Origin of the sequence: Mesorhizobium sp. AR10, from assembly GCF_024746795.1 — a bacterium.
GTDB lineage: Bacteria > Pseudomonadota > Alphaproteobacteria > Rhizobiales > Rhizobiaceae > Mesorhizobium.
On record NZ_CP080524.1, the window covers coordinates 5,665,113 to 5,688,926 of the forward strand.

At 63.7% G+C, this 23,814-nt stretch carries 19 protein-coding genes; 17 read left to right on the forward strand and 2 right to left on the reverse strand.

Annotation, left to right across the window (positions count from 1 at the left end):
- Nucleotides 1–26: 26 nt before the first annotated feature.
- The 4 genes from LHFGNBLO_RS31285 to LHFGNBLO_RS31300 all read left to right on the forward strand — a co-directional run bounded on the left by LHFGNBLO_RS31285 (nucleotide 27) and on the right by LHFGNBLO_RS31300 (nucleotide 5,626).
- The gene (locus LHFGNBLO_RS31285; RefSeq protein ID WP_258603796.1) at nucleotides 27–1,691 is read left to right on the forward strand and encodes an ABC transporter substrate-binding protein; all 1,665 of its coding nucleotides are present in this window, start codon (nucleotides 27–29) and stop codon (nucleotides 1,689–1,691) included.
- Nucleotides 1,692–1,759: 68 nt separating this feature from the next.
- Nucleotides 1,760–2,713, forward strand: coding sequence for an ABC transporter permease (locus tag LHFGNBLO_RS31290; RefSeq protein WP_258609991.1), 954 nt, complete (start codon nucleotides 1,760–1,762; stop codon nucleotides 2,711–2,713).
- Complete coding sequence (locus tag LHFGNBLO_RS31295) at nucleotides 2,710–3,594, forward strand: ABC transporter permease (protein WP_258603798.1); 885 nt, start codon at nucleotides 2,710–2,712, stop codon at nucleotides 3,592–3,594. The genes LHFGNBLO_RS31290 and LHFGNBLO_RS31295 overlap by 4 nt, the downstream gene beginning before the upstream one ends.
- The gene (locus LHFGNBLO_RS31300) at nucleotides 3,587–5,626 is read left to right on the forward strand and encodes an ABC transporter ATP-binding protein (RefSeq protein WP_258603799.1); all 2,040 of its coding nucleotides are present in this window, start codon (nucleotides 3,587–3,589) and stop codon (nucleotides 5,624–5,626) included. Before LHFGNBLO_RS31295 ends, LHFGNBLO_RS31300 begins: the two co-directional genes overlap by 8 nt.
- A gap of 7 nt (nucleotides 5,627–5,633) precedes the next feature.
- Here LHFGNBLO_RS31300 and LHFGNBLO_RS31305 read toward each other — a convergent pair whose 3' ends face one another.
- The gene (locus tag LHFGNBLO_RS31305) at nucleotides 5,634–6,536 is read right to left on the reverse strand and encodes a LysR family transcriptional regulator (RefSeq protein ID WP_258603801.1); all 903 of its coding nucleotides are present in this window, start codon (nucleotides 6,534–6,536) and stop codon (nucleotides 5,634–5,636) included.
- A 113-nt stretch (nucleotides 6,537–6,649) separates the two neighbouring features.
- Between LHFGNBLO_RS31305 and LHFGNBLO_RS31310 the strand changes: the two genes are divergently transcribed.
- The 4 genes from LHFGNBLO_RS31310 (at nucleotide 6,650) to LHFGNBLO_RS31325 (ending at nucleotide 12,590) form a co-directional block, all read left to right on the forward strand.
- A complete protein-coding gene (locus LHFGNBLO_RS31310; protein ID WP_258603803.1) occupies nucleotides 6,650–8,305 on the forward strand; it encodes an ABC transporter substrate-binding protein in 1,656 nt (551 codons plus the stop codon).
- A 265-nt stretch (nucleotides 8,306–8,570) separates the two neighbouring features.
- Complete coding sequence (locus tag LHFGNBLO_RS31315; RefSeq protein WP_258603804.1) at nucleotides 8,571–9,368, forward strand: DUF427 domain-containing protein; 798 nt, start codon at nucleotides 8,571–8,573, stop codon at nucleotides 9,366–9,368.
- Between the two features lie 388 nt (nucleotides 9,369–9,756).
- Nucleotides 9,757–11,079, forward strand: a complete 1,323-nt coding sequence (locus LHFGNBLO_RS31320) for an NAD(P)H-dependent oxidoreductase (protein ID WP_258603806.1) — start codon at nucleotides 9,757–9,759, stop codon at nucleotides 11,077–11,079.
- A gap of 20 nt (nucleotides 11,080–11,099) precedes the next feature.
- A complete protein-coding gene (locus tag LHFGNBLO_RS31325) occupies nucleotides 11,100–12,590 on the forward strand; it encodes a xylulokinase (RefSeq protein WP_258603808.1) in 1,491 nt (496 codons plus the stop codon).
- Here the strand turns inward: LHFGNBLO_RS31325 and LHFGNBLO_RS31330 are convergent.
- On the reverse strand, nucleotides 12,587–13,561 hold the full coding sequence (locus tag LHFGNBLO_RS31330; RefSeq protein ID WP_258603810.1) for a sugar-binding transcriptional regulator: 975 nt from the start codon (nucleotides 13,559–13,561) through the stop codon (nucleotides 12,587–12,589). The two genes, LHFGNBLO_RS31325 and LHFGNBLO_RS31330, sit on opposite strands and share 4 nt — an antisense overlap.
- 444 nt (nucleotides 13,562–14,005) lie before the next feature.
- On the opposite strand from LHFGNBLO_RS31330, the gene LHFGNBLO_RS31335 reads away from it, so the two are divergent.
- From LHFGNBLO_RS31335 to LHFGNBLO_RS31375, 9 genes are all read left to right on the forward strand, one after another.
- Nucleotides 14,006–15,010, forward strand: coding sequence for an ABC transporter permease (locus LHFGNBLO_RS31335; protein WP_258603812.1), 1,005 nt, complete (start codon nucleotides 14,006–14,008; stop codon nucleotides 15,008–15,010).
- Between the two features lie 131 nt (nucleotides 15,011–15,141).
- On the forward strand, nucleotides 15,142–16,080 hold the full coding sequence (locus LHFGNBLO_RS31340; protein ID WP_258603813.1) for a sugar ABC transporter substrate-binding protein: 939 nt from the start codon (nucleotides 15,142–15,144) through the stop codon (nucleotides 16,078–16,080).
- Nucleotides 16,081–16,099: 19 nt separating this feature from the next.
- On the forward strand, nucleotides 16,100–17,608 hold the full coding sequence (locus LHFGNBLO_RS31345) for a sugar ABC transporter ATP-binding protein (protein ID WP_258603815.1): 1,509 nt from the start codon (nucleotides 16,100–16,102) through the stop codon (nucleotides 17,606–17,608).
- Between the two features lie 125 nt (nucleotides 17,609–17,733).
- Nucleotides 17,734–18,498 (forward strand): SDR family oxidoreductase, encoded by a 765-nt coding sequence (locus LHFGNBLO_RS31350; protein ID WP_258603816.1) that lies wholly within the window; start codon nucleotides 17,734–17,736, stop codon nucleotides 18,496–18,498.
- A gap of 8 nt (nucleotides 18,499–18,506) precedes the next feature.
- Nucleotides 18,507–19,292, forward strand: coding sequence for an SDR family oxidoreductase (locus LHFGNBLO_RS31355; RefSeq protein ID WP_258603818.1), 786 nt, complete (start codon nucleotides 18,507–18,509; stop codon nucleotides 19,290–19,292).
- Nucleotides 19,293–19,471: 179 nt separating this feature from the next.
- Nucleotides 19,472–19,681, forward strand: a complete 210-nt coding sequence (locus tag LHFGNBLO_RS31360) for a hypothetical protein (protein ID WP_258603820.1) — start codon at nucleotides 19,472–19,474, stop codon at nucleotides 19,679–19,681.
- A 32-nt stretch (nucleotides 19,682–19,713) separates the two neighbouring features.
- Nucleotides 19,714–20,688 (forward strand): ABC transporter substrate-binding protein, encoded by a 975-nt coding sequence (locus LHFGNBLO_RS31365; RefSeq protein ID WP_258603822.1) that lies wholly within the window; start codon nucleotides 19,714–19,716, stop codon nucleotides 20,686–20,688.
- A 66-nt stretch (nucleotides 20,689–20,754) separates the two neighbouring features.
- On the forward strand, nucleotides 20,755–21,834 hold the full coding sequence (locus LHFGNBLO_RS31370; RefSeq protein ID WP_258603824.1) for a quaternary amine ABC transporter ATP-binding protein: 1,080 nt from the start codon (nucleotides 20,755–20,757) through the stop codon (nucleotides 21,832–21,834).
- Nucleotides 21,831–23,813, forward strand: coding sequence for an ABC transporter permease (locus LHFGNBLO_RS31375; RefSeq protein WP_258603826.1), 1,983 nt, complete (start codon nucleotides 21,831–21,833; stop codon nucleotides 23,811–23,813). The genes LHFGNBLO_RS31370 and LHFGNBLO_RS31375 overlap by 4 nt, the downstream gene beginning before the upstream one ends.
- Nucleotide 23,814: the final 1 nt, after the last annotated feature.

Here is a 23,814-nt window from a genome sequence, read left to right on the forward strand (position 1 = left end):
AGAACACAGGGGAAAGGGTAGAACCCATGAGCAAGGACTTTCGCATTCTCGACTTCATCCGGCGCAGCCGCTCGCCGCTCGAAAATCACCTGATCGACGGACTGGTCGATGGCAGGGTCAGCCGCCGCGACTTCATTCGCCACGGCAGCCTGCTCGGCCTGTCGCTGCCGCTTCTCGGCGGCATCGGCGCTGCTGCCGGCTTCGGCGCCATGCCGTCGCTCGCTCGTGCCGCGGGGGCGCCCGGCGCCACCATCCGCGTCGCCAGCAGCGTCCCCGCCGCGGCAATCGATCCCGTGACCATTGCCGATGCCGGCGGTCTTGTCGTCCTGCAGCAGGTCGCCGAATTCCTTTGCGTCGACGGCCCCGACCTCGTGCTGCAGCCATCGCTCGCCGAAAGCTGGAAGCCGAACGACACCGGCACGGTGTGGACCTTCACGCTGCGCAAGGGTGTGAAGTTCCACAGCGGCGGCGAGATGAAGGCGGACGACGTGGTGGCCAGCATCGACCGGCTCGCCGATCCGGCCAATTCGTCCAACGCGCTGTCGGTGTTCACCGGCATCCTGCAGAAGGGCGCCACCAAGAAGGTCGACGACTATACGGTGGAGTTCCACCTCGACGCGCCGAACGGCAACTTCCCCTACATGCTGTCGTCCGACAACTACAACGCCGTGATCCTGCCGGCGAGCTACAAGGGCGACTACGAGAAGAGCTTCGACGGCACTGGGCCATTCAAGCTCGAAAAATACACGCCGAAGGTCGGTGCGTCGTTCGTCCGCAATGACGGTTACTGGGGCGAGAAGGCGCTGCCCGATCGCACCGAGTTCACCTTCTTCGCCGACACGCAGCCAATGATCCTGGCGCTGCAGGGCGGCCAGGTCGACATCATCAACCAGCTGCCGGTGCTGGCCGGCGTCGGCCTGCTGACCGATCCGAACATCGAGATCATCAGCCTGAAATCGGTCGCCCACCAGCAGTTGCACCTGCGCTGCGATTCCGATCCGTTCAAGGATGCACGTGTGCGCCGTGCGATCGCGCTCAGCCTCGACCGCAACAAGCTGGTCGCCGGCCTGATGAAGGGCCGCGCCGTCATTGGCAACGACAGTCCGTTTGCCTCCGCCTATCCCTCGACCGACCCGAGCGTGCCGCAACGCCAGCAGGACATCGCGCAGGCCAAGCAACTGATGGAGGCGGCTGGCGCCGGCAAGGGTTTCAAGGTGACGCTGACCACCGAGCGCTATCTGGAAATCCCCGAATATGCCCAGTTGATCCAGAACGCGGTCAAGGAGATCGGCATCGAGCTCGAGCTCAACATCCTCGACCAGGGCGCCTACTATGGAGACGCGGTGTTCGGCAAGTCGAACTGGCTGGATTCGGTGATGGGCATCACCGACTATGGTCACCGCGGCGTGCCGAACGTCTTCCTTGCCGCACCGCTGAAGAGTGACGGCACCTGGAATGCGGCGCACTTCAAGAACAAGGACTACGATACGCTGGCGACCAGCTACATCGCAGCCCTCGATCTCGAAGCGCAAAAGGCGGACGCCGGCAAGATCCAGAAGCTGCTGCTCGAGGAATCGCCGGTCATCTTCGGCTATTTCTACGACTATCTGACGGCGACCGTGAAAGGTGTCGCCGGCGTGCAGCCAACTGCCATGTCGCAGCTCTTCCTCAGCGGAGCATCGAAGGCCTGAACGGAAAGAAGCCAATCTTCTAACAGCCAGCTCCCTTGCGGGGGCTGGCTCCACAAGGAGTATTAGCCATTCTCTCCTTCCTCGTCCGGCGTGTCTCACTGTCGCTCGTGACGCTGTTCCTGCTCAGCATCATGGTGTTTCTGGGCGGCCAGGTGCTGCCCGGAAATGTCGGTCGCGCCATATTGGGACCGTTTGCCGACCAGCGCGCCGTCGACACGCTCAATCACACGCTCGGCGTCGACCGTCCGCTGCTCACCCAATACGGCAGCTGGATCTGGAACTTCATCCAGGGCGACATGGGCACGTCCTATATTTTCCGCTCGCCGGTGGCGCCCTTCGTCATCGATGCGCTGGGCAATTCGATGAAGCTGGCGGCGGTTGCCTTCGTGCTGGTGGTGCCAATCGGCATTCTCGGCGGCGTCATTGCAGCGCTCAATCTCAACCGGCCGCTTGACCGCGTCATCAGCCTCGGTGGCCTATCGGTAACGGTGCTGCCGGAGTTCGTCACCGGCATCATCCTGATCCTGATTTTCGGGGTCTGGCTGCGCTGGTTGCCGATTTCGGCCGCATGGCCGCCCAATGCCGGCTTCTTCACCCAGCTCTACTACTTGATCCTGCCTTCCCTGCCGCTGTTCCTGGTGCTGTTTGGCTATATCGCCCGCATGGCGCGCTCCGGCATGATCGAGGCGCTGGATTCCGACTACACGCGAACCGCGGTGCTCAAGGGGCTGCCGTGGCGAACCGTGATCTGGCGGCATGTGCTGCGCAACGCGCTGCTGCCGACCATCACCGTCATCGCGACGCAGACCGGCTATCTCATCGGTGGCCTCGTCGTCATCGAAACGCTGTTCCGCTACCAGGGGATCGGCTCGCTGATTTTCACCGCCGCACGCGGCAAGGACTTCCCGATCCTGGAAGCCGGTATCCTCACCATCGGCATCGTCTATGCCATCGCCACGCTGGCCGCCGATTTTCTCTATTCCGTGCTGAATCCACGGATCCGGCTGGGAACAGACCAATGAGTCCCACCGACAGCCAGGCCAGCCTGCCTGCGCCCGACAATATGAGCCGGCGCGGCCCGATGGCGGAAGTGTTCTTTTCGCTGCTGCGGTCCGGCACGTTCCTCACCGGCCTCGGCATCGTGCTGTTCTGGGTTGCCTGCGCGCTGTTCGGCGAGCATTTCGCGCCCTACGACCCGCTTGCCGACGACATCATCAACGCACTGGCGCGGCCTTCGGCCGAGCACTGGTTCGGCACTGACCAGATCGGCCGCGACGTCTTCTCGCGCGTCATCGTCGGCTCGCGCGACATCCTCACAGTGGCGCCGCTGGCCACCTTGCTGGCCACCATAGCGGGAACGGCGCTCGGTCTCTTCACCGGCTATTTCAGAGGCATTGTCGACGACATCATCAGCCGCATCCTCGAAGCCTTCATGGCGATCCCAGTGGTCATCGTCGCGCTGCTCGCCATTGTCGCGCTCGGCACCTCCAAGACCACCGTCATCGTCGTCATCGGCCTCAGCTTTGCGCCGATCATCGCCCGCACGGTGCGCTCGGCGGTGCTGGCCGAACGCGAGCTCGACTACGTCGCCGCAGCCCAGCTCCGGCACGAAAGTGCCATGCATACGATGTTCGTCGAAATCCTGCCCAACGTCATTCCGCCGATCCTGGTCGAAACGACGGTCCGCTTGGGCTATGCGATCTTCGCCGTCGCCACGCTGAGTTTCATGGGCTTCGGTATCCAACCGCCCTCACCCGACTGGGGGCTCTCAATCTCCAGCAACTACGGCATGATTGGCGGTGGCTTCTGGTGGACGGTGCTGTTCGACGCGCTCGCCATCGCCTCGCTGGTGATTGGCGTCAATCTGGTGACCGACGGCGTGCAAGGGGCGCTCAATGACTGAGCCCGCCAAAGCCGCCAATGCGCTCGAATTGCACGATCTCTCCGTCGCCTACCGCGTCGCCGGCCGCAACCGGGCGGTGCTGCGCAACCTCAGCCTCACAATCGGCCAAGGCGAGGCCTATGGGCTGGTCGGCGAATCCGGCTGCGGCAAATCGACGGTCGCACTTACCGTCGTGCGCTATCTGCCGCGCAACGGCTCGATCACCGGCGGGGCGATCTCGCTCGACGGCCAGGATGTCATGAAGCTCGACGCCGAGGCCTTGCGGCGCGCCCGCGCCGAAAGCGTCTCGATGGTCTATCAGGATCCGGGCAAGGCGCTGAACCCGTCGATCCGCATCGGCCGCCAGTTGACCGAGATCTTCGAGCTTGGCGGCATTTCGGGACAGGCCGCCACCGAGCGGGCGATCGCCATGCTCAACCGGGTGCGCATTTCCGATCCGGTCAGCGTCATGCAGCGCTATCCGCACCAGCTTTCAGGTGGCATGCAGCAGCGCGTCGCCATCGCCATGGCGCTGGCCAACGACCCGACCATGCTGATCCTCGACGAGCCGACGACCGGTCTCGACGCGACCGTGGAAGCCGAAGTGCTGGACCTGATCGCGCAGCTGCGCCAGGAGCTTTCGGCGTCAATCCTGTTCATCAGCCACAACCTCGCCGTCGTCTCCAACATGTGCGACCGGGTTGGCGTGCTCTATGCCGGCATGCTGGTGGAGGAAGGGCCGACGGAAGCCGTGTTCAACGATCCGCGCCACCCCTATACGGTGGCGCTGCTGCGCTGCCTGCCGCGCGGCGGCCAGCGCAAGGACCAGGGCCGCCTCGACACCATACCGGGATTCCTGCCCAGCCTTGGCGCCGCGATCAAAGGCTGCGCCTTCGCCGACCGCTGCGCGCTGGCGACGGACCGCTGCCGCAGCGAATTGCCGCCGCTCTATGATCTCGGCGGAAGGCTGTCGCGCTGCCATTATCACGAACAGGCGCAGTCGCTGCCGCGCGCCACGCCAAGCGATGCGGCGGCTGCCGCGCCGAAGGCGGCACCGGAAGCCGTGCTGCGCGTCGAGGGGTTGAACAAGACCTATGCCAGCCATGGCCATGCGCTGCGGGCGGTGAAGGATGTTTCGGTCAGCCTGAGGCCTGGCGAAACGCTTGGCTTGGTCGGTGAATCCGGCAGCGGCAAGACCACCTTCGCCAGGCTTCTGCTTGGCCTGGTGCCGCCGGACGAAGGCGGCAGCATCGAACTCGAGGGCAAACCGCTGGCGCCGCGGCTGGACAGCCGCACCGCGGACCAGATCAAGGCGATGCAGATCGTCTTCCAGAACCCGGATTCGGCGCTGAACCGCTCGCACTCGATCCGGCATCTGATCAGCCGGGCGCTGAAGCGGCTGGCGGGCTTGAGCGGTTCGGCGCTGCAGACCCGCCTCGATGAACTCGTGCGTTCGGTGCGGCTTACCGACCGGCATCTCGCCGTCAAGCCGCGCCAGCTCTCGGGCGGGCTGAAGCAGCGCGTGGCAATCGCGCGCGCCTTCGCCGGCGAGCCGCGCATCGTCGTCTGTGACGAGCCGACCTCGGCGCTCGATGTGTCGGTGCAGGCGGCTATCCTCAACCTGCTCGCCGACCTGCAGTCGAAAGAGGATGTCAGCTACATCTTCATCTCGCATGATCTGGCGGTGGTGCGTTATCTCTCCGACCAGATCGCTGTCCTCTATCTCGGGCGGATCATGGAACTGGGGCCGTCCGAAGACGTCTTTTCCGGCCCGCATCACCCCTATACGGAAGCGCTGCTCTCGGCCGTTCCCAAGCTCGATCAGACCGAGACGTCGCGCATTCGCCTCGACGGCGAAATCCCCAGCGCCACCCATCCGCCATCGGGCTGCGTGTTCCATACACGCTGCCCGCGCAAGATCGGATCGATCTGCGAGGAACAGGAGCCGCCACTGGCCGAGGCGGAGCCCGGTCACACGATCCGCTGCCATATTCCCTATGCGGAACTTGCGCGGCTGCAGAAGCAGAAACCGATCGAAACCGAACCGGCCTGATCCGCTGCTAGGACTCGTCAGCCATGCTGAAAGCGCGGTCGCCCTCCGAAAAACCCTGACCGCCCGACCAGTCCCTTGCCAGCGCACGCAGTCCCATCAGCGCGACATCCAGCGTATCCGACGAGACGGGGTTCGAGGGATAGGCGAGGTAGATCGGTCGCTGGAAAACCGGTGCATCCTCGATGCGTTTCATGTCGCCCCGTTCGATATAGCCGCTGACGGCGCTGAGCGGCAGATAGGCGGCCGCCTGCTGCGACAGCACATGCTGCAGACCGATGAAGACCAGCCCGGCCGAAATGGCCGGCTTCACCATGCCGGCAAAAGCGCGGTCGTGCTCGATGCGGAATTCGAGCCCCCAGTCCATGAGGATGTAGTTCTCCGTCCAGGGCTGGGTCTGTGCCGCATGCTGGACAAGCACGACCTGATCGACAGCCAGCGTTTCATAGACGATGCCGGGATGCGGCCGCGGCAGATAGAGGATGCAGATGTCGAGCAGGCCCTCAGCCAGCTGGTCTATGGCCAGGTCGGGAAAACTGCCTTCGAGCCGCAGCGCGACGTTCGGGCACCTATCGCGCATCCAGGCGACCCAGGGCGAGGTGATCCGGTCCCATAGATAGGCAGGCGCGGTCAGCCGCAGCAAAGTCTCATAGCCATCGGGAACCGCGATGTCTTGCCTCGACTGCTCCCAGGTGCGGGTGATCGAGGAGGCATGCGGCAGGAACTGCCGGCCGGCCGGAGTGAGCGTCACTCCGTCGCGATCGCGAACGAAAAGCCGGCGTCCCAATTGGTCCTCCAGACCGCGGATTCGCGCGCTGACTGTGGACTGGGCGAGGTTGAGCCGGCTGGCCGCAACAGTGAAGCTGCCATGGGCGGCAACCTCTAGAAAACTGCGCAGATTTTCAGTGTCCATGCCTTGGCTCCCGCATCGAAAATTTCGATGGCTCCCATCAAAAAATATCGCTTTTCGGCCGCAGTCAACAATGACCTAGATGGCCAGCCCCCCAAGGACAAAGGAATGCAGCCATGCCCAAGCATTTCAAGATGATCGATACCGCTCGCAAAAATCTCACCGCAATCGAAAATTCCGCTGTCGACGAGCTTCTGGCGGGCAGGATCGGCCGCCGCGATTTCTTGCGCCACGGCAGCTTGCTCGGCCTGTCGCTGCCGTTGCTGGGCGGCATCGTTGCCGCCGCCGGTCTCGGCACGCCACAGGCGCGCGCCGAGGGCAAGCCGGGCGGAACCGTGCGCGCCGGCATCGCGACGCCGGGCGGCGCGATCGACCCCGTCACCTATTACGACAGTGGCAGCTACCAGCTGGTGTTCCAGACCGCCGAATTTCTCTGCGTCACCCAGCCGGACCTGACCCTGAAGCCAGTGCTGGCAGAAAGCTGGTCGCCGAACGAGGATGGCAGCGTCTGGACCTTCAAGCTGCGCAAGGGCGTAAAATTCCACAATGGCGAGGAGTTTCGGGCGGACGACGTTGTGGCGACCTTCGACCGTCTCGCCGATCCGAGCGGTGCATCCAACGCGCTGTCGGTGTTCAAGGGGTTGTTGTCGAAGGGCGGCACCCGCAAGGTCGACGACCATACCGTCGCCTTCCATCTCGATGCGCCGAACGGCAGCTTTCCCTATTCGGTGTCGATCGACAATTACAACGCCGTCATCCTGCCGGCGAGCTACAAGGGCGATTACGAAAAGACCTTCGAGGGTACCGGGCCGTTCCGGCTCGAGAGCTACACGCCGAAGGTCGGCGCCAGCTTTATCCGCAACCCCGACTATTGGGGCGAAAAGGCGTTGCCCGACCGGCTCGAATTCAAGTTCTACGGCGACGTGCAACCGCGCATCCTGGCGCTACAGGCCGGCGAAGTGGATCTGCTCGACGCGGTGCCGCTCGATGTCAGTCAGGTGGTGCTGAACAGCTCTGATATCACCGTCTTGCGCGTCGCCTCGACCGCCCACCGCCAGTTGCATATGCGCTGCGACACCGGCCCGTTTACCGACAAGCGCGTGCGCCAGGCCCTGGCGCTGTGCATTGACCGCAGCAAGCTGGTCGATGGCTTGTGCCGCGGCATGGCCGCCACCGGCAATGACAGCCCGTTCGCGCCGGCTTTTCCGGCGACCGACAAGTCGGTGCCGCAGCGGGTGCAGGACATTGCCAAGGCCAAGCAACTGCTCGAGGCGGCGGGACTGGCCAGCGGCTTCGACATGACGCTGACGACGCTGCGCTATTCCGACATTCCGGGATACGCGCAATTGTTCCAGAACTTCGCCAAGGAGATCGGCGCCCGCATTGCGCTCAACATCGAAGACCAGGACAAATATTACGGGAAGGCGGTGTTCGGCCAATCGGACTGGCTGGACAGCCCACTCGGTATCACCGATTACGCACACCGCAGCGTGCCGAATGTGTTCCTCAACAGCCCGCTCACCAGCGACGGACCCTGGAATGCGGCGCATTTCAAGAATTCCACCTATGACGGCATGGTCAAAAGTTACCTGAAGGCGCTCGATATCGGCGCCCAGCGCAGTGCTGCCTCCGACATCCAGAAATTGCTGCTCGACGAGACCCCGGTCATCTTCAGCTATTTCCCGGACCTTTTGGTGCCGGTGCGCAAGAATGTCAGCGGCCTGCCGCCAATCGCGGCCGGGCTGCTGCTCGACCGCGTGTCCCTGGGATAGAGATCCCAAAGATCGCTCAACCAAAAAGGTAGAGGCTAGATTGGACCATTCAGCGTTTCGGGCGGCGAGGCTATCCGGCAGCAGGGCCGCGACAAGCGATGGGGGGCCATCGCTCGAGCGGTTCGACGCAGAGAATGCCCGCCGCCCGGAACCCCTCGCCAACCTTCTCGCTCTAGTCGTGCGCCAACGCTTGATCACAAAAGAAAAGAAACGGGAGGCCATCATTCGCAAGCCCCACCTGCGCGGTCGCGGACCGCATTTCCCCTTGCTTGACACCATCGTCCAGTATGAGTTCGAGCCGGGCTATGTCGCCTTCACCATGCCATCGCCGAAACGGCTGCGCGTCCAGGTCGGGTCGATGATTGTCGCCGACACGGTCAACGCGCTGGTGTTCTACGAATCCGATCATCTGCCGGTCTACTATTTCCCGATCGGCGACGTGCGTGAGGAGTTCCTGCTGCCCAGCAAGACGACGACGGAGGATCCATACAAGGGTGTCGCTACGCACTACTCGCTCAACACCGGCATCACGCTGGTCGAGGATGGCGCATGGCGCTATCTCGATCCGGTCAAGGGCTGTCCGCCGATTTCAGACTACATGTCGTTCTATTGGAGCAAGATTGGTCACTGGTTCGAGGAGGACGAGGAGATCTTCGTCCACGCCCGCGATCCGTTCCGCCGGGTCGACTGCCTGCCGTCGTCGCGGCGCGTCCAGGTCGTCCTCGACGGCGAGCAGGTCGCCGATTCACGCCGTGGCGTCTTCCTGTTCGAGACCGGGCATCCGGTGCGCCACTATTTGCCGATCGCCGACACGCGGCTCGATCTGTTTGCGCCCAGCCGCTACATCTCGCGCTGCCCCTACAAGGGTATCTCCAACTATTATCATGTGACGACCAAGGCTAAGCGCCACGAGAACCTCGTCTGGTACTATCCCGAGCCCGTCCACGAGGCCGAGCGCATCAAGGGGCTGGTGTGCTTCCACCACGAGTTGGTCGACAAGATCCTGGTCGACGGCGTCGAAATCCCGAAGGAAGCCACGGCCGCGTCGGCCGGCTATTTCTGAGCCGCATTTCTCCCGTCGTCATTTCGGGGCGAAGCAAACGGCGCCGATTGGCGATCGTGGCGATCCTTCGCGCCCCCCTCTGTCCTGCCGGACATCTCCCCCACTTGTGGGGAGATTGGCAATTTTGGCGCTCCGCTCATCTTGCAACGTTGAAAAATAACCACAGCGGCCGGCGACGGCCAATCTCCCCCCTCGTTGGGAGATGTCCGGCAGGGCATGTCCCGCCAGCGTCAAAGAGGTTCTGCACCATCAGCGCAACTTCACTTCATGATTTGAATGACCTGCTCCTATTGCCAAATTGCCGGTTGAAATATTGTTCATTTGGAAATAGGAATGTTCAAAATGATGATTTCGACGCTGCGGCGCGTCAGGAACTGGAGGAAGCGACATGTCCCATCCGCAATTTGCAGCGGAACTTCTGCAGCGCGCTGAAAAGCAGGGACCGATCACCATCGGTCTGGCCGGCGCCGGGCAGATGGGCACCGACATCGTCGTTCAGGTCGCATTGATGCCGGGCATGCGCATCGGTGCAATTTCCGAAGTTAGGCCGCAAGCGGCGATCGACGCCGCATTGCTCGCCGGCCATGACCGTTCCGATATCGTGCAGGCGGCCAATGCGTCAGCCATCGACCGCGCCATCGAGGCCGGCAAGATCGCGGTGACCGAAGACCTGCATGCGCTGGCCTCCGCCGGCCGCATCGACGTCATCATCGACGCCACCGGCAACCCCAACATCGGCACGCTGTTTGCGCTCGAAGTGATGAAGAACGGCAAGCACATCGTCATGCTCAATGTCGAGGCCGACATCACCATCGGTCGCTTCCTCAAGGAAGAGGCGCGCAAGGCCGGCGTGGTCTACACGGGTGCGGCCGGCGACGAGCCCGCCTGCACACTGGAGATCATCGGCTTTGCCAGGAGCCTTGGCTTCAACATCATCGCCGCCGGCAAGGGCAAGAACAATCCGCTGAAGATCGACGCCATGCCTGCCGACTACGAGAAGGAAGCGGCCGAGCGCAACATGAATGCGCGCATGCTGGTCGAATTCGTCGACGGCTCCAAGACGGCGATCGAGATGGTGGCGATCGCCAACGCCACCGGACTGGTGCCCGACGTGCCGGGTATGCATGGGCCGACTGCGACGCTGGAAGAACTGGCCAACGTGCTCTGCCCGCGCGAGGACGGCGGCGTGCTGCATCGCAAGGGCGTGGTCGACTACTCCATCGGCAAGGGCGTGGCGCCCGGCGTGTTCTGCATCATCGAGACAAGGCACCCGCGCGTGCTGGAACGCATGGTCGACCTCAAGGTCGGCAAGGGCCCGTATTTCACGATCTTCCGCCCCTATCACCTGACCAGCCTGGAAGTGCCGCTGTCGGCGGCGCGTGCCGTGGTCTACAAGCGCGCCGACATGGAGCCGCTCGACCATCCGGTCGCCGAAGCGGTGGCTGTGGCCAAGAGCGACCTTGGCCTTGGCCAGTCGCTCGGCATGATCGGCGAGAACGACTATCGCGGCTTTGCCATGACCTGGGAGGACGCGCGCGCCCGCGGCGCCCTGCCGCTCGGGCTTGCCGAACGCGCCAAGGTGGTCAAGCCGGTCAAGACCGGCGACTTCCTCACCTATGAAAATTGTGTACCCGACGATTCGATGGTGATAACCCAGATCCGCCGTCGTCTCGACCAGTCGGATGGACGGTTCGTTACCAACGCCGCCTGACTCCGCCGGATCTCCGCCTGATGAACGATGTCGTAATCGGGATCGATGCCTCGACGACGGCCGTGAAGGCGATTGCCTTCACCCGTGACGGCGAAGAACTGTTCCAGGCACGCGAGACCTATCCGCTTTCAAATCCCAGGCCCGGCCATTTCGAGCAGGACGCCGAACATTGGTGGACAGCGCTGCTCGGCGCCCTGAGGCAGGTCACAGAGGCGGTTGGCGCTTCGCGGGTGGCGGCGATTTCCATTGCCCACCAGCGCGAGACCTTCACGCTGATCGACGATGCCGGCAAGCCGCTCATTCCAGCCATCCTGTGGCTCGATGAGCGCGCGCGCCCGCAGGTTGCCAGGCTTTCGGCCGAACTCGGCCGCGAGGCGATCCGCGACTGGAGCGGCAAGCCGCCGGACCCGACGCCGGCGCTCTATGCCATCGCCTGGCTCGCCGAACACCAGCCGCAAGTGCTGGCCAAGGCTGCGGCACTGGTCGACGTGCATGGCTTCTTCGTTCTCCGGCTGACCGGCCGGCTGGTTACCAGCACCGCAAGCGCCGATCCGCTCGGACTTCTCGATGTAGAGAAAGGCATCTGGCACCCTGAGCTTGTCGCGGCGGCGGGTTTGCGGCCGGACCAACTGCCGGAGTTGGTCGCGCCGGGCATGGTCTGCGGTGGACTTAGCGAAAGCGTGGCAGGACTGACCGGCCTGAAGGCCGGCACTCCCATTGTCGTCGGCGCCGGCGACGGTCAGGCGATGGGCCTCGGCATGGGTGTGTACGGCGAAGGCAAGACCTACCTGTCGCTCGGCTCGGGCGTTGTCAGCGGCTGCTATTCCGGCACAGTCACAACGTCGGACGCTTTTCGTACGCTGGTCTCGCCCACAGGTTCGGGATTCATGCTGGAGACCGTGCTGCGCTCGGGCATGCAATTGGTCGACTGGATCGTCCGCACCACCGGCTCGCCGTCGGCGGCGGCGCTGGAGAAGGCGGCGGTCAATGTTGCCGCCGGCAGCGAAGGCCTGCTTGTCATGCCCTATTGGGCCGGCGTCATGAGCCCCTATTGGGATGGTGCGGCGCGCGGCGCCATTGTCGGCCTGTCGCTCGACCACCGACCGGAGCATCTCTTCCGCGCCACTCTGGAAGGCATCGCCTTCGAGCAGGCCATCGCCACCGAGGCGATGGAAGCCCGGACCGGCGGCAAGCCGGCCGCAATGGTCGCCGCCGGCGGCGGCACCAATTCGGCTTTGCTGATGCGGATCATGGCGAGCGTGCTCGAGCGGCCGCTCTCGGTCTCGCCGGTCAACGAAGCCGCAGCACTCGGCGCGGCGATGCTGGCGGCTTCGGCGGTCGGATGGTTTGCATCGTCAGCGGCGGCAGCCGAGGCGATGACGGCGCCGCCGACCCGGCATGTCGACCCGGTCGACGGACTGGTGCCCTTCTACCGCGCCCGCAAGGCGATCTATCGCGACCTCTATCAGGCAACGCGCGACATCCACACCCGCCTTGGCGCACTCGGCTAGGCGGAAGGTCCGCCGTTGAGCAGGCCCTTGGCCGCATCCTCGTCAGTGATCAGGACAGAAACCTTGGTGCCGGCGAGTGCCGCCCGCATGACGGCGACCTTTTCCTGGCCTCCCGAAACCAGGATGATATTCGGGATCTCCGACAGATCCTGCAGCGGATAGGCGCAGACCCGGCGATTGACCTCATGCTCGACCGGACGGCCCTCGGCGTCGACGAAATGGCACAGAATGTCACCGACGGCGCCGGCGGCCTGCAATTCCTCGAGTTCGCTGGGCTTGATGAAGCCGTAATTGGCGATCGGGCTTTCATTGGAAAACGAGCCGACGCTGAGGACGGCGATGTTTGCCCGGCGCGCACGAAAGACGACATCCTGGACGCTGCGCTGGCTCATGAAGGCGTCACGCTGCTCCGGCCTGTCGGCATAGACCGGCACCGGCAGCAGGAAACACTCGGCGCCGATCTTTTCGGCGAAATCCCACGCGCTTTCGGTCGGGTTGAGCGGCTGGGCACGCGTGAGGCCGCCAAGCATGGAGACGACGGTCGTCCTGGCGATCGGCCGCCGCGGCAATTCGTTGATGGCGAATTTCAGCGTCCGCCCCCAGCCGAGTGCAATGACATCGCCGGCATTCACATGGTCGGCCAGGTAGGCAGCGGCGGCATGGCCGATCATCAGCGGCGCGTTGCTCCTGTCGGCAGCCGACGGCACCACCACGGCCTGGCTGAGGCCGAAACGCTGCTTCAGGCTCTCCTCCAGCACCACACATTCGACAACGCTGTCACGGATGCGGAACTGGACGATGCCCTCCTCGCGGGCGGCGGAGAGAATGCGATGCACCTTGATGCGGCCGATGCCGAGGATCTCGGAAATCCGTTCCTGCGTCAGACCCTCGACATAGTAGTGCCACGCCGCGCGGGCCTTGAGCTCGGAGTCCGGAAAGCGCGAGGTCTTCTCGTTCTCGATGGTCGCCATCTCTTTCCCCTCCAGCGGCTGTCCACAACCGCTCAACGCCGTTCAACCGGGTCATTCAACCGGTGTTTGCGACCTGACAGCCTGCAATCGCCGGGTGTGCCCCGGGAAAGCCTCGGGATATCGCCCGCAACGCGAGATAAAACCCGAAATGGTCAACATTTACTTTGTCTTGGTCGCCTGCCGCTACTCAGCCAGCCAAAAATGATCGCACAGAGATAGAGCAGATGAAAACCGGATTTAAACGCGGCATTCTGCGCCCTTTCGTAAGCCAAACCGAACAGCAGCGCAAACCAGCATCGAATGAAGCGGCAGGCCTTGACAATTTTCTAATGAACCGTTTAGCTGAACAAAATTGCATATCAAAGATAAATTGTTCACAGGGAGGTGCCTGGTGAACAAGAGCGGATGGCGAGACATCGCCGTTTTGCTGGCGGAGGAGACGAAGTGGCTGTGAGCAACGATGCGAGCGATTTGAAAGCCGGCGCACAGGCCGCGACGGGCGCGAAGCTTTCGGCGCTGTTCGCCGGAACCATGGGTCCGCTCATCGGGCTGCTGCTGCTGTGCCTTGCCCTGACGCTGACCACCGACACCTTCCTGACCGTCCGCAACATCCTCAACGTGCTCGACCAGATCACCGTGCTCGGCATCATGGCGATCGGCATGACGCTGGTCATCCTGATCGGCGGCATCGACCTTTCCGTCGGTTCCGTGCTGGCGCTCGCCGCCATGGTGATGGGCTTTGTCGCCCATCCCGACTATCTCAATCTCGGCCTTGCGGCGGGCGTCGTCGCGGCACTCGTCGTTGCCGGCCTTTGCGGGCTGGTTTCAGGCCTGCTGGTGACGATCACCAGGTTGCCGCCCTTCATTGCCACGCTGGCGATGATGTCGGTGGCGCGCGGCCTCGCCAACATGATCACCGACGGCTCGCAAATCGTCGGTTTTCCCGACTGGTTCACCAACCTGTCGATCATCCGCCATTTCGGTTTCCTGTCGGTCACCGTCGGACTGATGATGGTGCTAGCCATCATCTTCGCGATCTTCCTCAACTACCGCGCCACCGGCCGCAGCCTTTACGCGATCGGCGGCAGCGCCGAGGTCGCCCGGCTCTCCGGCATCCCGGTCAAGTCGCTGACCAACTGGGTCTATGCGATCTGCGGCGTGCTGGCCGGGCTCGCCGGCATCGTGCTTGCGGCACGGCTGGATTCCGTCCAGCCGAGCTCCGGCCTCGGCTACGAATTGGACACGATCGCCGCCGTGGTGATCGGCGGCGCCAGCCTGTCGGGCGGCGTCGGCTCTATCGGCGGCACCGCCGTCGGCGTGCTCATCATCGGCGTGCTGCGCAACGGGCTGAACCTGCTCGGCGTCTCGCCCTTCATCCAGCAGGTGGTGATCGGCGTGGTGATCGCGCTGGCGGTCGCCACCGATACCTGGCGGCGGCGAGCGCAATGAATGGGGCGCAATGAGATTCGCCCGGATGTCCGGGGGAAAACGGATCGGTTGATCCGAGACTGGGAGTGTTCGGCCAAGGGCGCCATGGTGCGCCGGCAGAACAGATTGAACTGTATCAACGGAGGAATACCATGCTGACCAAACGTTCATTGCTGCTTGCTGCCGCGGCCGTCATTCCGCTGCTTGGCCTGTCCGACATGGCCTCGGCCAAGGACGCCAAGAAGCTCGGGCTTGCCGTCGCCAATCTGCAGGCCGACTTCTTCAACCAGATCAAGCAATCGGTCGAAGCCTACGGCAAGGAAAAGGGCATCGAAGTCGTCACCGTCGACGCCAAGGGCGATTCGGCGACCCAGGTCAGCCAGGTGCAGGACCTGATCACGCAGAACATCGATGCGCTGATCTACATCCCGGCCGGCGCCACCGCCGCCACGGTGCCGACCAAGACGGCCAAGGCTGCCGGCATTCCGGTCATCAATGTCGACCGCAATGCCGACGGCGCGCCGGGCGACACCTTCATCGCCACCAACAGCGTGGCCTCGGCCCAGGCGGTGTGCGACTACATCGCCAAGCAGGCCGGCGGCAAGGGCGAGTTGATCATCATCCACGGCCAGAAGGGCACGACGCCCGAGGTCGACCGTTCGAAGGGTTGCGGCGAAGCGCTCAAGGCCTATCCTGATATCAAGGTGGTCGGCGAGCTGTGGAGCGAAGGCTGGCACCAGGATGAAGGCTTCAAGCTGACGCAGGATCTGCTGCAGGCGCATCCCGACGTGTCGATCGTCATCGGCCAGGCCGACGCGCTGGCGCTCGGTGCTGCCCAGGCGGTCAAGGTCGCCAATCCCGGCCACAAGGTCTGGGTTGCCGGCTTCGACGGCGACGTGGCGGCGCTCAAGGCGCTGAAGGACGGTGTCTTCGACGTGACCGCGACGCAGCAGACGCAAGGCATGGGCCGGCTTGCCGTCGATGCGGCGATCAAGCTGGTGGCCGGCGAAACCATTCCCGCCGAACAGCTGCAGGACGCGACGCTGACCACCAAGGACAATGTCGAGCAGTTCATCGAAAAGCATCCTTGATCAGTCGACGAGCGAAACGATGTCCTTGAACCCGCGCCAAGCCGAGAGCCCCCATCTGGGGCTCTCCGTCAACGGCCTCTGCAAGAGCTATGGACCGGTCCAGGTCCTGGCCGATGCGAGCTTTGAGGTGCGGCCGGGCGAGGTCGTGGCGCTGCTTGGCGAAAATGGCGCCGGCAAGTCCACCGTTTCCAATATCATTGCCGGGTCGACCAAGCCCGATGCCGGCAGCATCATGTGGCGGGGGAAGCCCTATTCCCCCGCCTCTCCCGCCGCCGCCATCGATGCCGGCGTCGGCATGATCCACCAGGAGCTGAAGCTGCTGCCGGATCTATCGGTCGCCGAGAACGTCTATGTCGGGCGGCTGCCGATGCGCGGCGGCCGCATCGACCGCGCCGCCATGAATGCGCAGGCATCGGCTCAGCTGAAACGGCTTGGCCTCGATGTCTCGCCGGAGCGCAAGGTGCGCACGCTGCGCATTGCGGCCCAGCAGCAGGTCGAGATCGCCAAGGCGCTGACGCTCAATGCCGAGCTGCTGATCTTCGACGAACCGACGGCAGCCCTTGGCGGCGAGGAAACGGAGTTGCTGTTCCAGCAGATCCGCAAGCTCAAGGCCGAGGGCATGTCCTTCATCTATATCAGCCACCGGCTGGACGAGATCGCGCAGATTGCCGACCGCGTGGTGGTGATGCGCGACGGGCGTATCGTCGCCCGGCACGAGCGCGCCGACATTCCGGTGCGCACCGTGGTCGAGCAGATGGTTGGCCGCTCGGTCGAGCGGATGTTCCCACAATTGTCGCCGCCGGGCGACCAGATGCTGCTCGAGGTCGAGAACCTGTCGTCGCCGGAGAAGAGCTTCAACAATGTCAGTTTTTCGGTGCGCGCCGGTGAAATCCTCGGCATCGCCGGGCTGATCGGCGCCGGACGCACGGAGCTGGTGCGGGCGATCGCCGGCGCCGATCCGATTTCATCAGGGTCTGTGCGTGTTGCCGGCAAACCAGTGCATCTCAGCGGCCCGGCGGCGGCGATCAAAGCCGGTGTGGTGCTGGTGCCGGAAGACCGCAAGGCGCAAGGCGTGGTGCTCGACCAGACGATCGGCGAAAATTTGGCGTTCGGCAATTTCGACCATGTGGCGCCGAATGGCTGGGTCTTTCCGAAGGCAGTGCAGAAATTCGCCGAGGCCGGCATCTCCAGGCTCGGCGTCAAGGGCAGACCGGGCCAGGCGGTCAGCAAGCTGTCCGGCGGCAACCAGCAGAAGGTGATCATCGCCAAATGGGTGTCGCGGCCGCCCAAGGTGTTTATCCTCGACGAGCCGACGCGCGGCATCGATGTCGGCGCGCGCGCCGCGATCTACGACGTCATCGCCGACCTCGCCCGCTCCGGCATGGCGGTGGTGGTGGTGAGCTCCGATCTCGAGGAGGTGCTCGGCCTGTCGCATCGCGTGCTGGTGCTGAGCCGCGGCCGCCAGCGCGGCATCCTCGACCGAAGCGAAGCCAGCAACGTTGCCGTCATGGAACTCGCCACCAGCTAGGACAGCGAATCGGAACAAAGCGCAGCAGGTGATATCCTCCCAGGCACCGGACCGCGCGGGCGTCAGCCAAGGGCTGGCGCCCCTTCATTTCGGGAGGGCCGGCGGTTGGAGGAGAGGAACCGACGATGACACTATTCGATCTTCATGGGGATGTTGCGCTGGTCACTGGCGCCGGCAGCGGCATCGGGCAAGCGATCGCCATTGGCCTCGCCGAAGCCGGCGCCGACATTGCTTGTTTCGGCCACACCTCCAAGGGTGGGCTGGAGGAGACGGCGCACAGGATTGCAGCACTCGGCCGCAAGGCATTGGTGCTGACCGGCACGGTAACTTCGGAGACCGATCTCGCAGCCGCGATCGAGCGCACGGAAACCGAACTCGGCGCGCTGACCATCGCCGTCAACAATGCCGGCATTGCCGGAGCCGAGCCGGCCGAGACGCTGTCGCTGGAGAAGTGGCAGAAGATCTACGACGTCAATGTCAGCGGCGTGTTCCTGTCCTGCCAGGCCGAGGCGCGCGCAATGCTGGCGCGGCGCAAGGGATCGATCATCAACATCGCCTCGATGTCGGGTTCTATCGTCAACCGCGGTTTGACCCAGGCGCATTACAATTCATCGAAGGCCGCCGTCATCCACATGTCGAAGAGCCTCGCCATGGAATGGGCGGATCGCGGTCTGCGCGTCAATGTGGTGAGCCCCGGCTACACGCTGACACCGATGAACAAGCGTCCGGAAGTCGCCGAACAGGTGAAGATCTTCGAGCGCGACACCCCGATGGGGCGCATGGCGACGCCGGAGGAGATGGTCGGCCCGACCGTGTTCCTGGCCAGCCGCGCCGCGAGTTTCGTCACCGGCATCGACCTCATCGTCGATGGCGGCTTTGTCTGCTGGTAGGAGAAAAAATGCAGAAGCGTTTTGAGGGAAAGACGGCGGTCATCACAGGTGCCAGCGGCGGCATTGGTGCTGCGATGGCGAAACGCTTCGCGGCTGAAGGTGCTGCCGTCGTCGTCAGCGCCATCGACCCGCGCGTCGACGAGGTTGCCGCCAGCCTGAAGGCGGCGGGTGCCAAGGTCGCGTCGATGCGGATCGACGTGACCAAAAAAGATGAGGTCACTGCCCTCTACGATCTGGCCGAGCAACAGTTCGGCCGCGTCGACATCTCCGTGCAGAATGCCGGTGTCATCACCATCGCCAGGATCGAGGCGATGACCGAGGCCGAGTGGGACAAGGTGATGGCGGTCAATACCAAGGGCGTGTTTCTGTGCTGCCAGGAGGCGATCGCGCGCATCCGCAAGCATGGCGATGGCGGCCGGCTGATCAACACCGCATCCGGCCAGGCGCGGCAGGGTTTCATCTTCACACCGCACTATGCGGCGTCGAAATTCGGCGTCGTCGGCATCACCCAGAGCCTGGCCAAGGAAGTGGCGAAGGAGAAGATCACCGTCAACGCCATCTGCCCCGGCATCATCGACACCGACATGTGGGCCTATAACGACGCCGCATGGGGCAGACTGATGGGCGACTACAAGCCCGGCGAGTTGATGGCCGAATGGGTCAAGAACATCCCGATGGGTCGCGCCGGCAGTGGCGAAGACGTTTCGGGCCTGGTCAGCTTTCTCGCCAGCGACGACGCGACCTACATCACCGGCCAGACCATCAACGTCGATGGCGGCCTGATCATGTCGTGAGGACACCGGAACGGCCGTGCGCCGTTCGAATTGCACGCAGAAATAGCAATATGCGTTGCGCGGCATAGACGTTGGTATATATAATTTCATCCCATGAAACGGCTTTGGCGAGATGGGGCTTGCCAGGTTGACAGCCGAGATCATGGGACCTTGATGGCTCGCACGTCTCAGAGCGCCGCATGAGCGGCGATCGTTCCGCGGATGATTGCTCGCGCAGCAATCCATCTGATGCCATGACGCGATCCCCTCCGACACCACATCTTCAAGAGATTGAGCACCAACCGTTCTGCGCCGGCATCAGCACCGGCAGCAGTGTGGTGCCAGCGGCCTTGCGCAACGACGAGCTTTTCCAACACAATCAAAAAAAGACGCAAGAAGGGAACGACTAAGAACTTCCACATGGTTTCACAGGAGAACATGCATGTCATTTCGGAGTGTGATTTCGAGCCTATCAATGGGAGCCTTCGCACTTGCCGCGGCAAGTGCACTGACGCCTTCGGCCCAAGCGGCGGCGCCTGAATCAAACGACCCTATCAAGATCGCGCTGTTCGACTGGACCAGTGTCAATCTGAACGCCAAGATTCTTGGCGGCATCTTGGAAAAGCTCGGCTACACCGTCGAATACCCGACCGCCGATTATCTCTCCAGCCTGACCACCGGCCTCACCAATGGCGATCTCGATGTCGGCATGGAGTTCTGGGACACGACGGCCGGCGAAGCCATGAAGGCTTCCGATGCGACCGGCCAAACCGAGCGCCTCGGCAAGCTTGGACCCAAGGCCAAGGAAGAATGGTGGTTTCCCGAATACATGAAGGAAAAATGCCCCGGCCTGCCGAACTGGGAAGCGCTGAAGGATCCGAAATGCGCCGAGGCGTTCTCGACCGCCGAAACGGCGCCGAACGGCCGCTATCTCGGCGGCCCCGTGACATGGGAAGGCTTTGACGACGAACGCGTCGTCGCGCTGAAACTGCCCTTCACCGTCATCCATGCCGGCACCGACGCGGCGATGTTCGCCGAACTGGATTCGGCCTATCAGCGCAAGGCGCCGATCATGCTGTGGATCTATTCGCCGCATTGGGCGCCGGCCAAGTACAAGGGCGAGTGGGTAGAATTCCCCGAATATACGCCGGAGTGCTACACCGACCCGAAATGGGGCGGGAACCCCGACGCCAAATATGATTGCGGCAAGCCGCATGGTGAGATCTGGAAATATTCCTGGGCCGGCATGAAGGACAAATGGCCGGTCGCCTACAAGGTGGCGAAAGCCTACACGGTCGACACCGACGAGCTCAATAAGATGAGTGGCGAGATCGATCTCGAAGGCAAGACGCCGGAAGAGGTCGCCGCCGCCTGGATCGCCGCCCACGAAGCCGACTGGAAAGCCTGGGCGCAGTGATCGTTCCGACTGGAGGACCCGGCCCTTGTGGTCGGGTCTCTATCCCTATTCCAGAAGGACGATCGCATGACGGAAGCGACTGAACAGGTGCCGAATGCCGCGGTCAAGGATGCCCGCCTGATAAAGCTTGCCTGCCGCAATGTCTGGAAGCTGTTCGGATCGAACGCCGCCAGTTTCATCCGCCAGCGCGACGGCAAAGCCAGTATGGCTGATATCGCCGCGGCCGGGCTGGTCGGCGCAGTGCGCGCCGTCGACCTCGAAATCCGCCAGGGCGAGATCTTCATCATCATGGGCCTTTCCGGCTCCGGCAAATCGACGCTGGTGCGCTGCATGTCGCGGCTGGTCGAGCCGACGCATGGGAAGGTCGAATTCGAGGGCAAGGATCTCTTGAAGATTTCCGATGCCGCACTGATCGAATTGCGGCGCCACCGCATGGGCATGGTGTTCCAGAATTTTGCTCTGCTGCCGCATCTCAACGTGCTGGAGAACATCGCCTTTCCGCTCAGCATCCAGGGGCAGGACCGGCCGACACGCGAAGCACGGGCGCGTGAAGTCATCGAACTCGTCGGCCTGCGCGGCCGCGAGCATTTCTATCCGCGCGAGCTTTCCGGCGGCCAGCAGCAGCGCGTCGGCATCGCCCGCAGCCTCGCCACCAAGCCGGAGATCTGGTTCCTCGACGAGCCGTTTTCGGCGCTCGATCCACTGATCCGTCGTGAGATGCAGGACGAGTTGATGCGGCTGCAGACCATGCTGCACAAGACCATCGTCTTCATCACCCATGATTTCGACGAAGCCATAAGGCTGGCCGACCGCATCGCCATCATGAAGGACGGCGAGGTCATCCAGATCGGTACGCCGGAACAACTGGTGGTCAACCCGGCGACCGACTACGTCGCCGAATTCACCCGCGACGTCGACCGCGCCAAGGTGATCTCGGCGAGGAGCCTGATGCGCGCCTGCGAAGGCGCGGCGCATGGCGGCACGGTGGCGCCGGAGACCAAGATCGCAAGTTTTTCAGCAAGCATCGTCTCCGCCGGCAAGCCGTTCGCGGTGGTCAACGGCAGCGGCAAGCCGATCGGCGAGGTGACGCCGCAAGCGGTAATCGATCTTCTGGCCGGCATCGAACGTCCGGGGGCCGGCGCATGACGGTGACGGCAAGCGCCAGCGCGGCGAGATCGCGTCCGGTTCAGGTCTGGCTGCTGGTCTGGGCCTCCGCGCTCGCCGCAGTGCTTGCCGTCTTCCTTCTGCAGGACAGAATGCCCTGGGCGGTCAACTATCCGGCCGAAGCGACCATCCCCGTCGCCGACTGGGTCAGCGCGCTGATGCGCTGGATGAAGTCGAACCTGTCCTGGCTGACGCGATCGATCACCGCGGTGCTCGGCGTTCCCCTTGATTTCGCGCTCAATCTCTTGGCCAAGAATTTTAAGATCGGCCATGGCGCGGACGCCTATGTTTTGCCACGCCTGTCCTGGGTCGGCGTTTGCGTCGCTGCATATCTTGCCGGTCGTGCCGCCGGCGGCTGGAAACTTGGCGCGCTGGTCGGCGGCTGCTTTCTCTACATCGCGCTGTTCGGCCAGTGGACCAACGCCATGCTGACGCTCGGGTTGATCTCGATCGCCGTGCCGTTCTGCATCGTCACCGGCCTGTTCGCCGGCATCTGGGCCTGGCGCAAGCCGTGGGCCGAGAAGCTGATCATCTCCCCTGCCCTCGACTTGATGCAGACGATCCCGACCTTTGCCTATCTGATCCCGATGTTGCTCCTGTTCGGCAACAGCCCGGTTTCGGCGATGATCGCGACCGCCATCTTCGCCACGCCGCCGATGGTGCGGGCGACGATGCTGGGCCTGTCACGGGTACCGTCCGAGATCGACGACTTCAGCGAGATGGCCGGCTGCACGGCGCGGCAGAAACTGTGGCGGGTGCTGCTCCCTTCGGCGCGGCCAACGCTGATGGTCGGCGTCAACCAGGTCATCATGCTGGCGCTCAACATGGTGATCATCGCTTCGATGATCGGCGCCGGCGGCCTCGGCTACGACGTGCTGCTGGCGCTGCGGGCGCTGAAGGTCGGCGAGGCGATGGAAGCCGGTCTCGCCATCGTCGCGCTGGCCATCGCGCTCGACCGGCTGAGCCAGGCGATCGCCCACAACCATGCCAAGGGACATGTCCACCAAGAGGCCAGCCCCAGCTTCTGGCGGCGCTATCCCAATTTGACGCTGGCGGTTCTCATCCTTGCCGTCACCACGCTGCTTGGCCTGTTCGTGCCGGCCTTCGCGGCGGTGCCGAAGGCGATCACCTTCACCACGGCGCCGCTGTGGAAGGCCGCTGTGAGCTGGATCACCATCAACTTCTTCGACACCATCGAGATGTTCCGGGTTGCGCTCATCCTCAACGTGCTGAACCCGGTGCGCGCCTTCTGCGAAGGGTTCCCATGGCTGGGCGCGGTGGCTCTGCTCGGCCTTGCCGGCTACCAGCTCGGCGGCCTGCGGCTTGCCGCCCTGGTCGCCGTGCTGACCGCTTTCTGTGCCGTCACCGGCCTTTGGGAGAAGACCATGGCGACGGTCTATCTCTGCGGCATCTCTGCCTTCATCGCATGCCTGATCGGCATTCCGATCGGGCTGATGGCATCGCGCAGCGACCGTTTCGAGAAGATCGTCACGCCGATCATCGACACGCTGCAGGTGCTGCCGTCCTTCTGCTTCATCATTCCGGTGGTGATGCTGTTTCGGGTCGGCGACGTCACCGCGATGATCGCCACCGTCGCCTTCGCCGTGGTGCCGGCCATCCGCTACACCAATCACGGCATCAGGCAGGTGCCGCCGGCGCTGATCGAGGCAGCGAAGGTTTCGGGCTGCACAAAGCGCCAGACGTTCCTGCGCGTGCAACTGCCGCTGGCGCTGCCCGAGATCATGCTCGGCGTCAACCAGACGATCCTGATGGCGCTGGCGATGATCATCATCTGCGCCATGGTCGGCACGCGCGATCTCGGCCAGGAGGTATTCATTGCGCTCTCCAAAGCCGATTCCGGCCGCGGCATCGTGGCCGGGTTGGCCATCGCCTTCATCGGCATCGTCGCGGACCGGCTGTTCAACGCCTGGACGGCAAAGGCCAGGGCGAGGCTGGGATAGA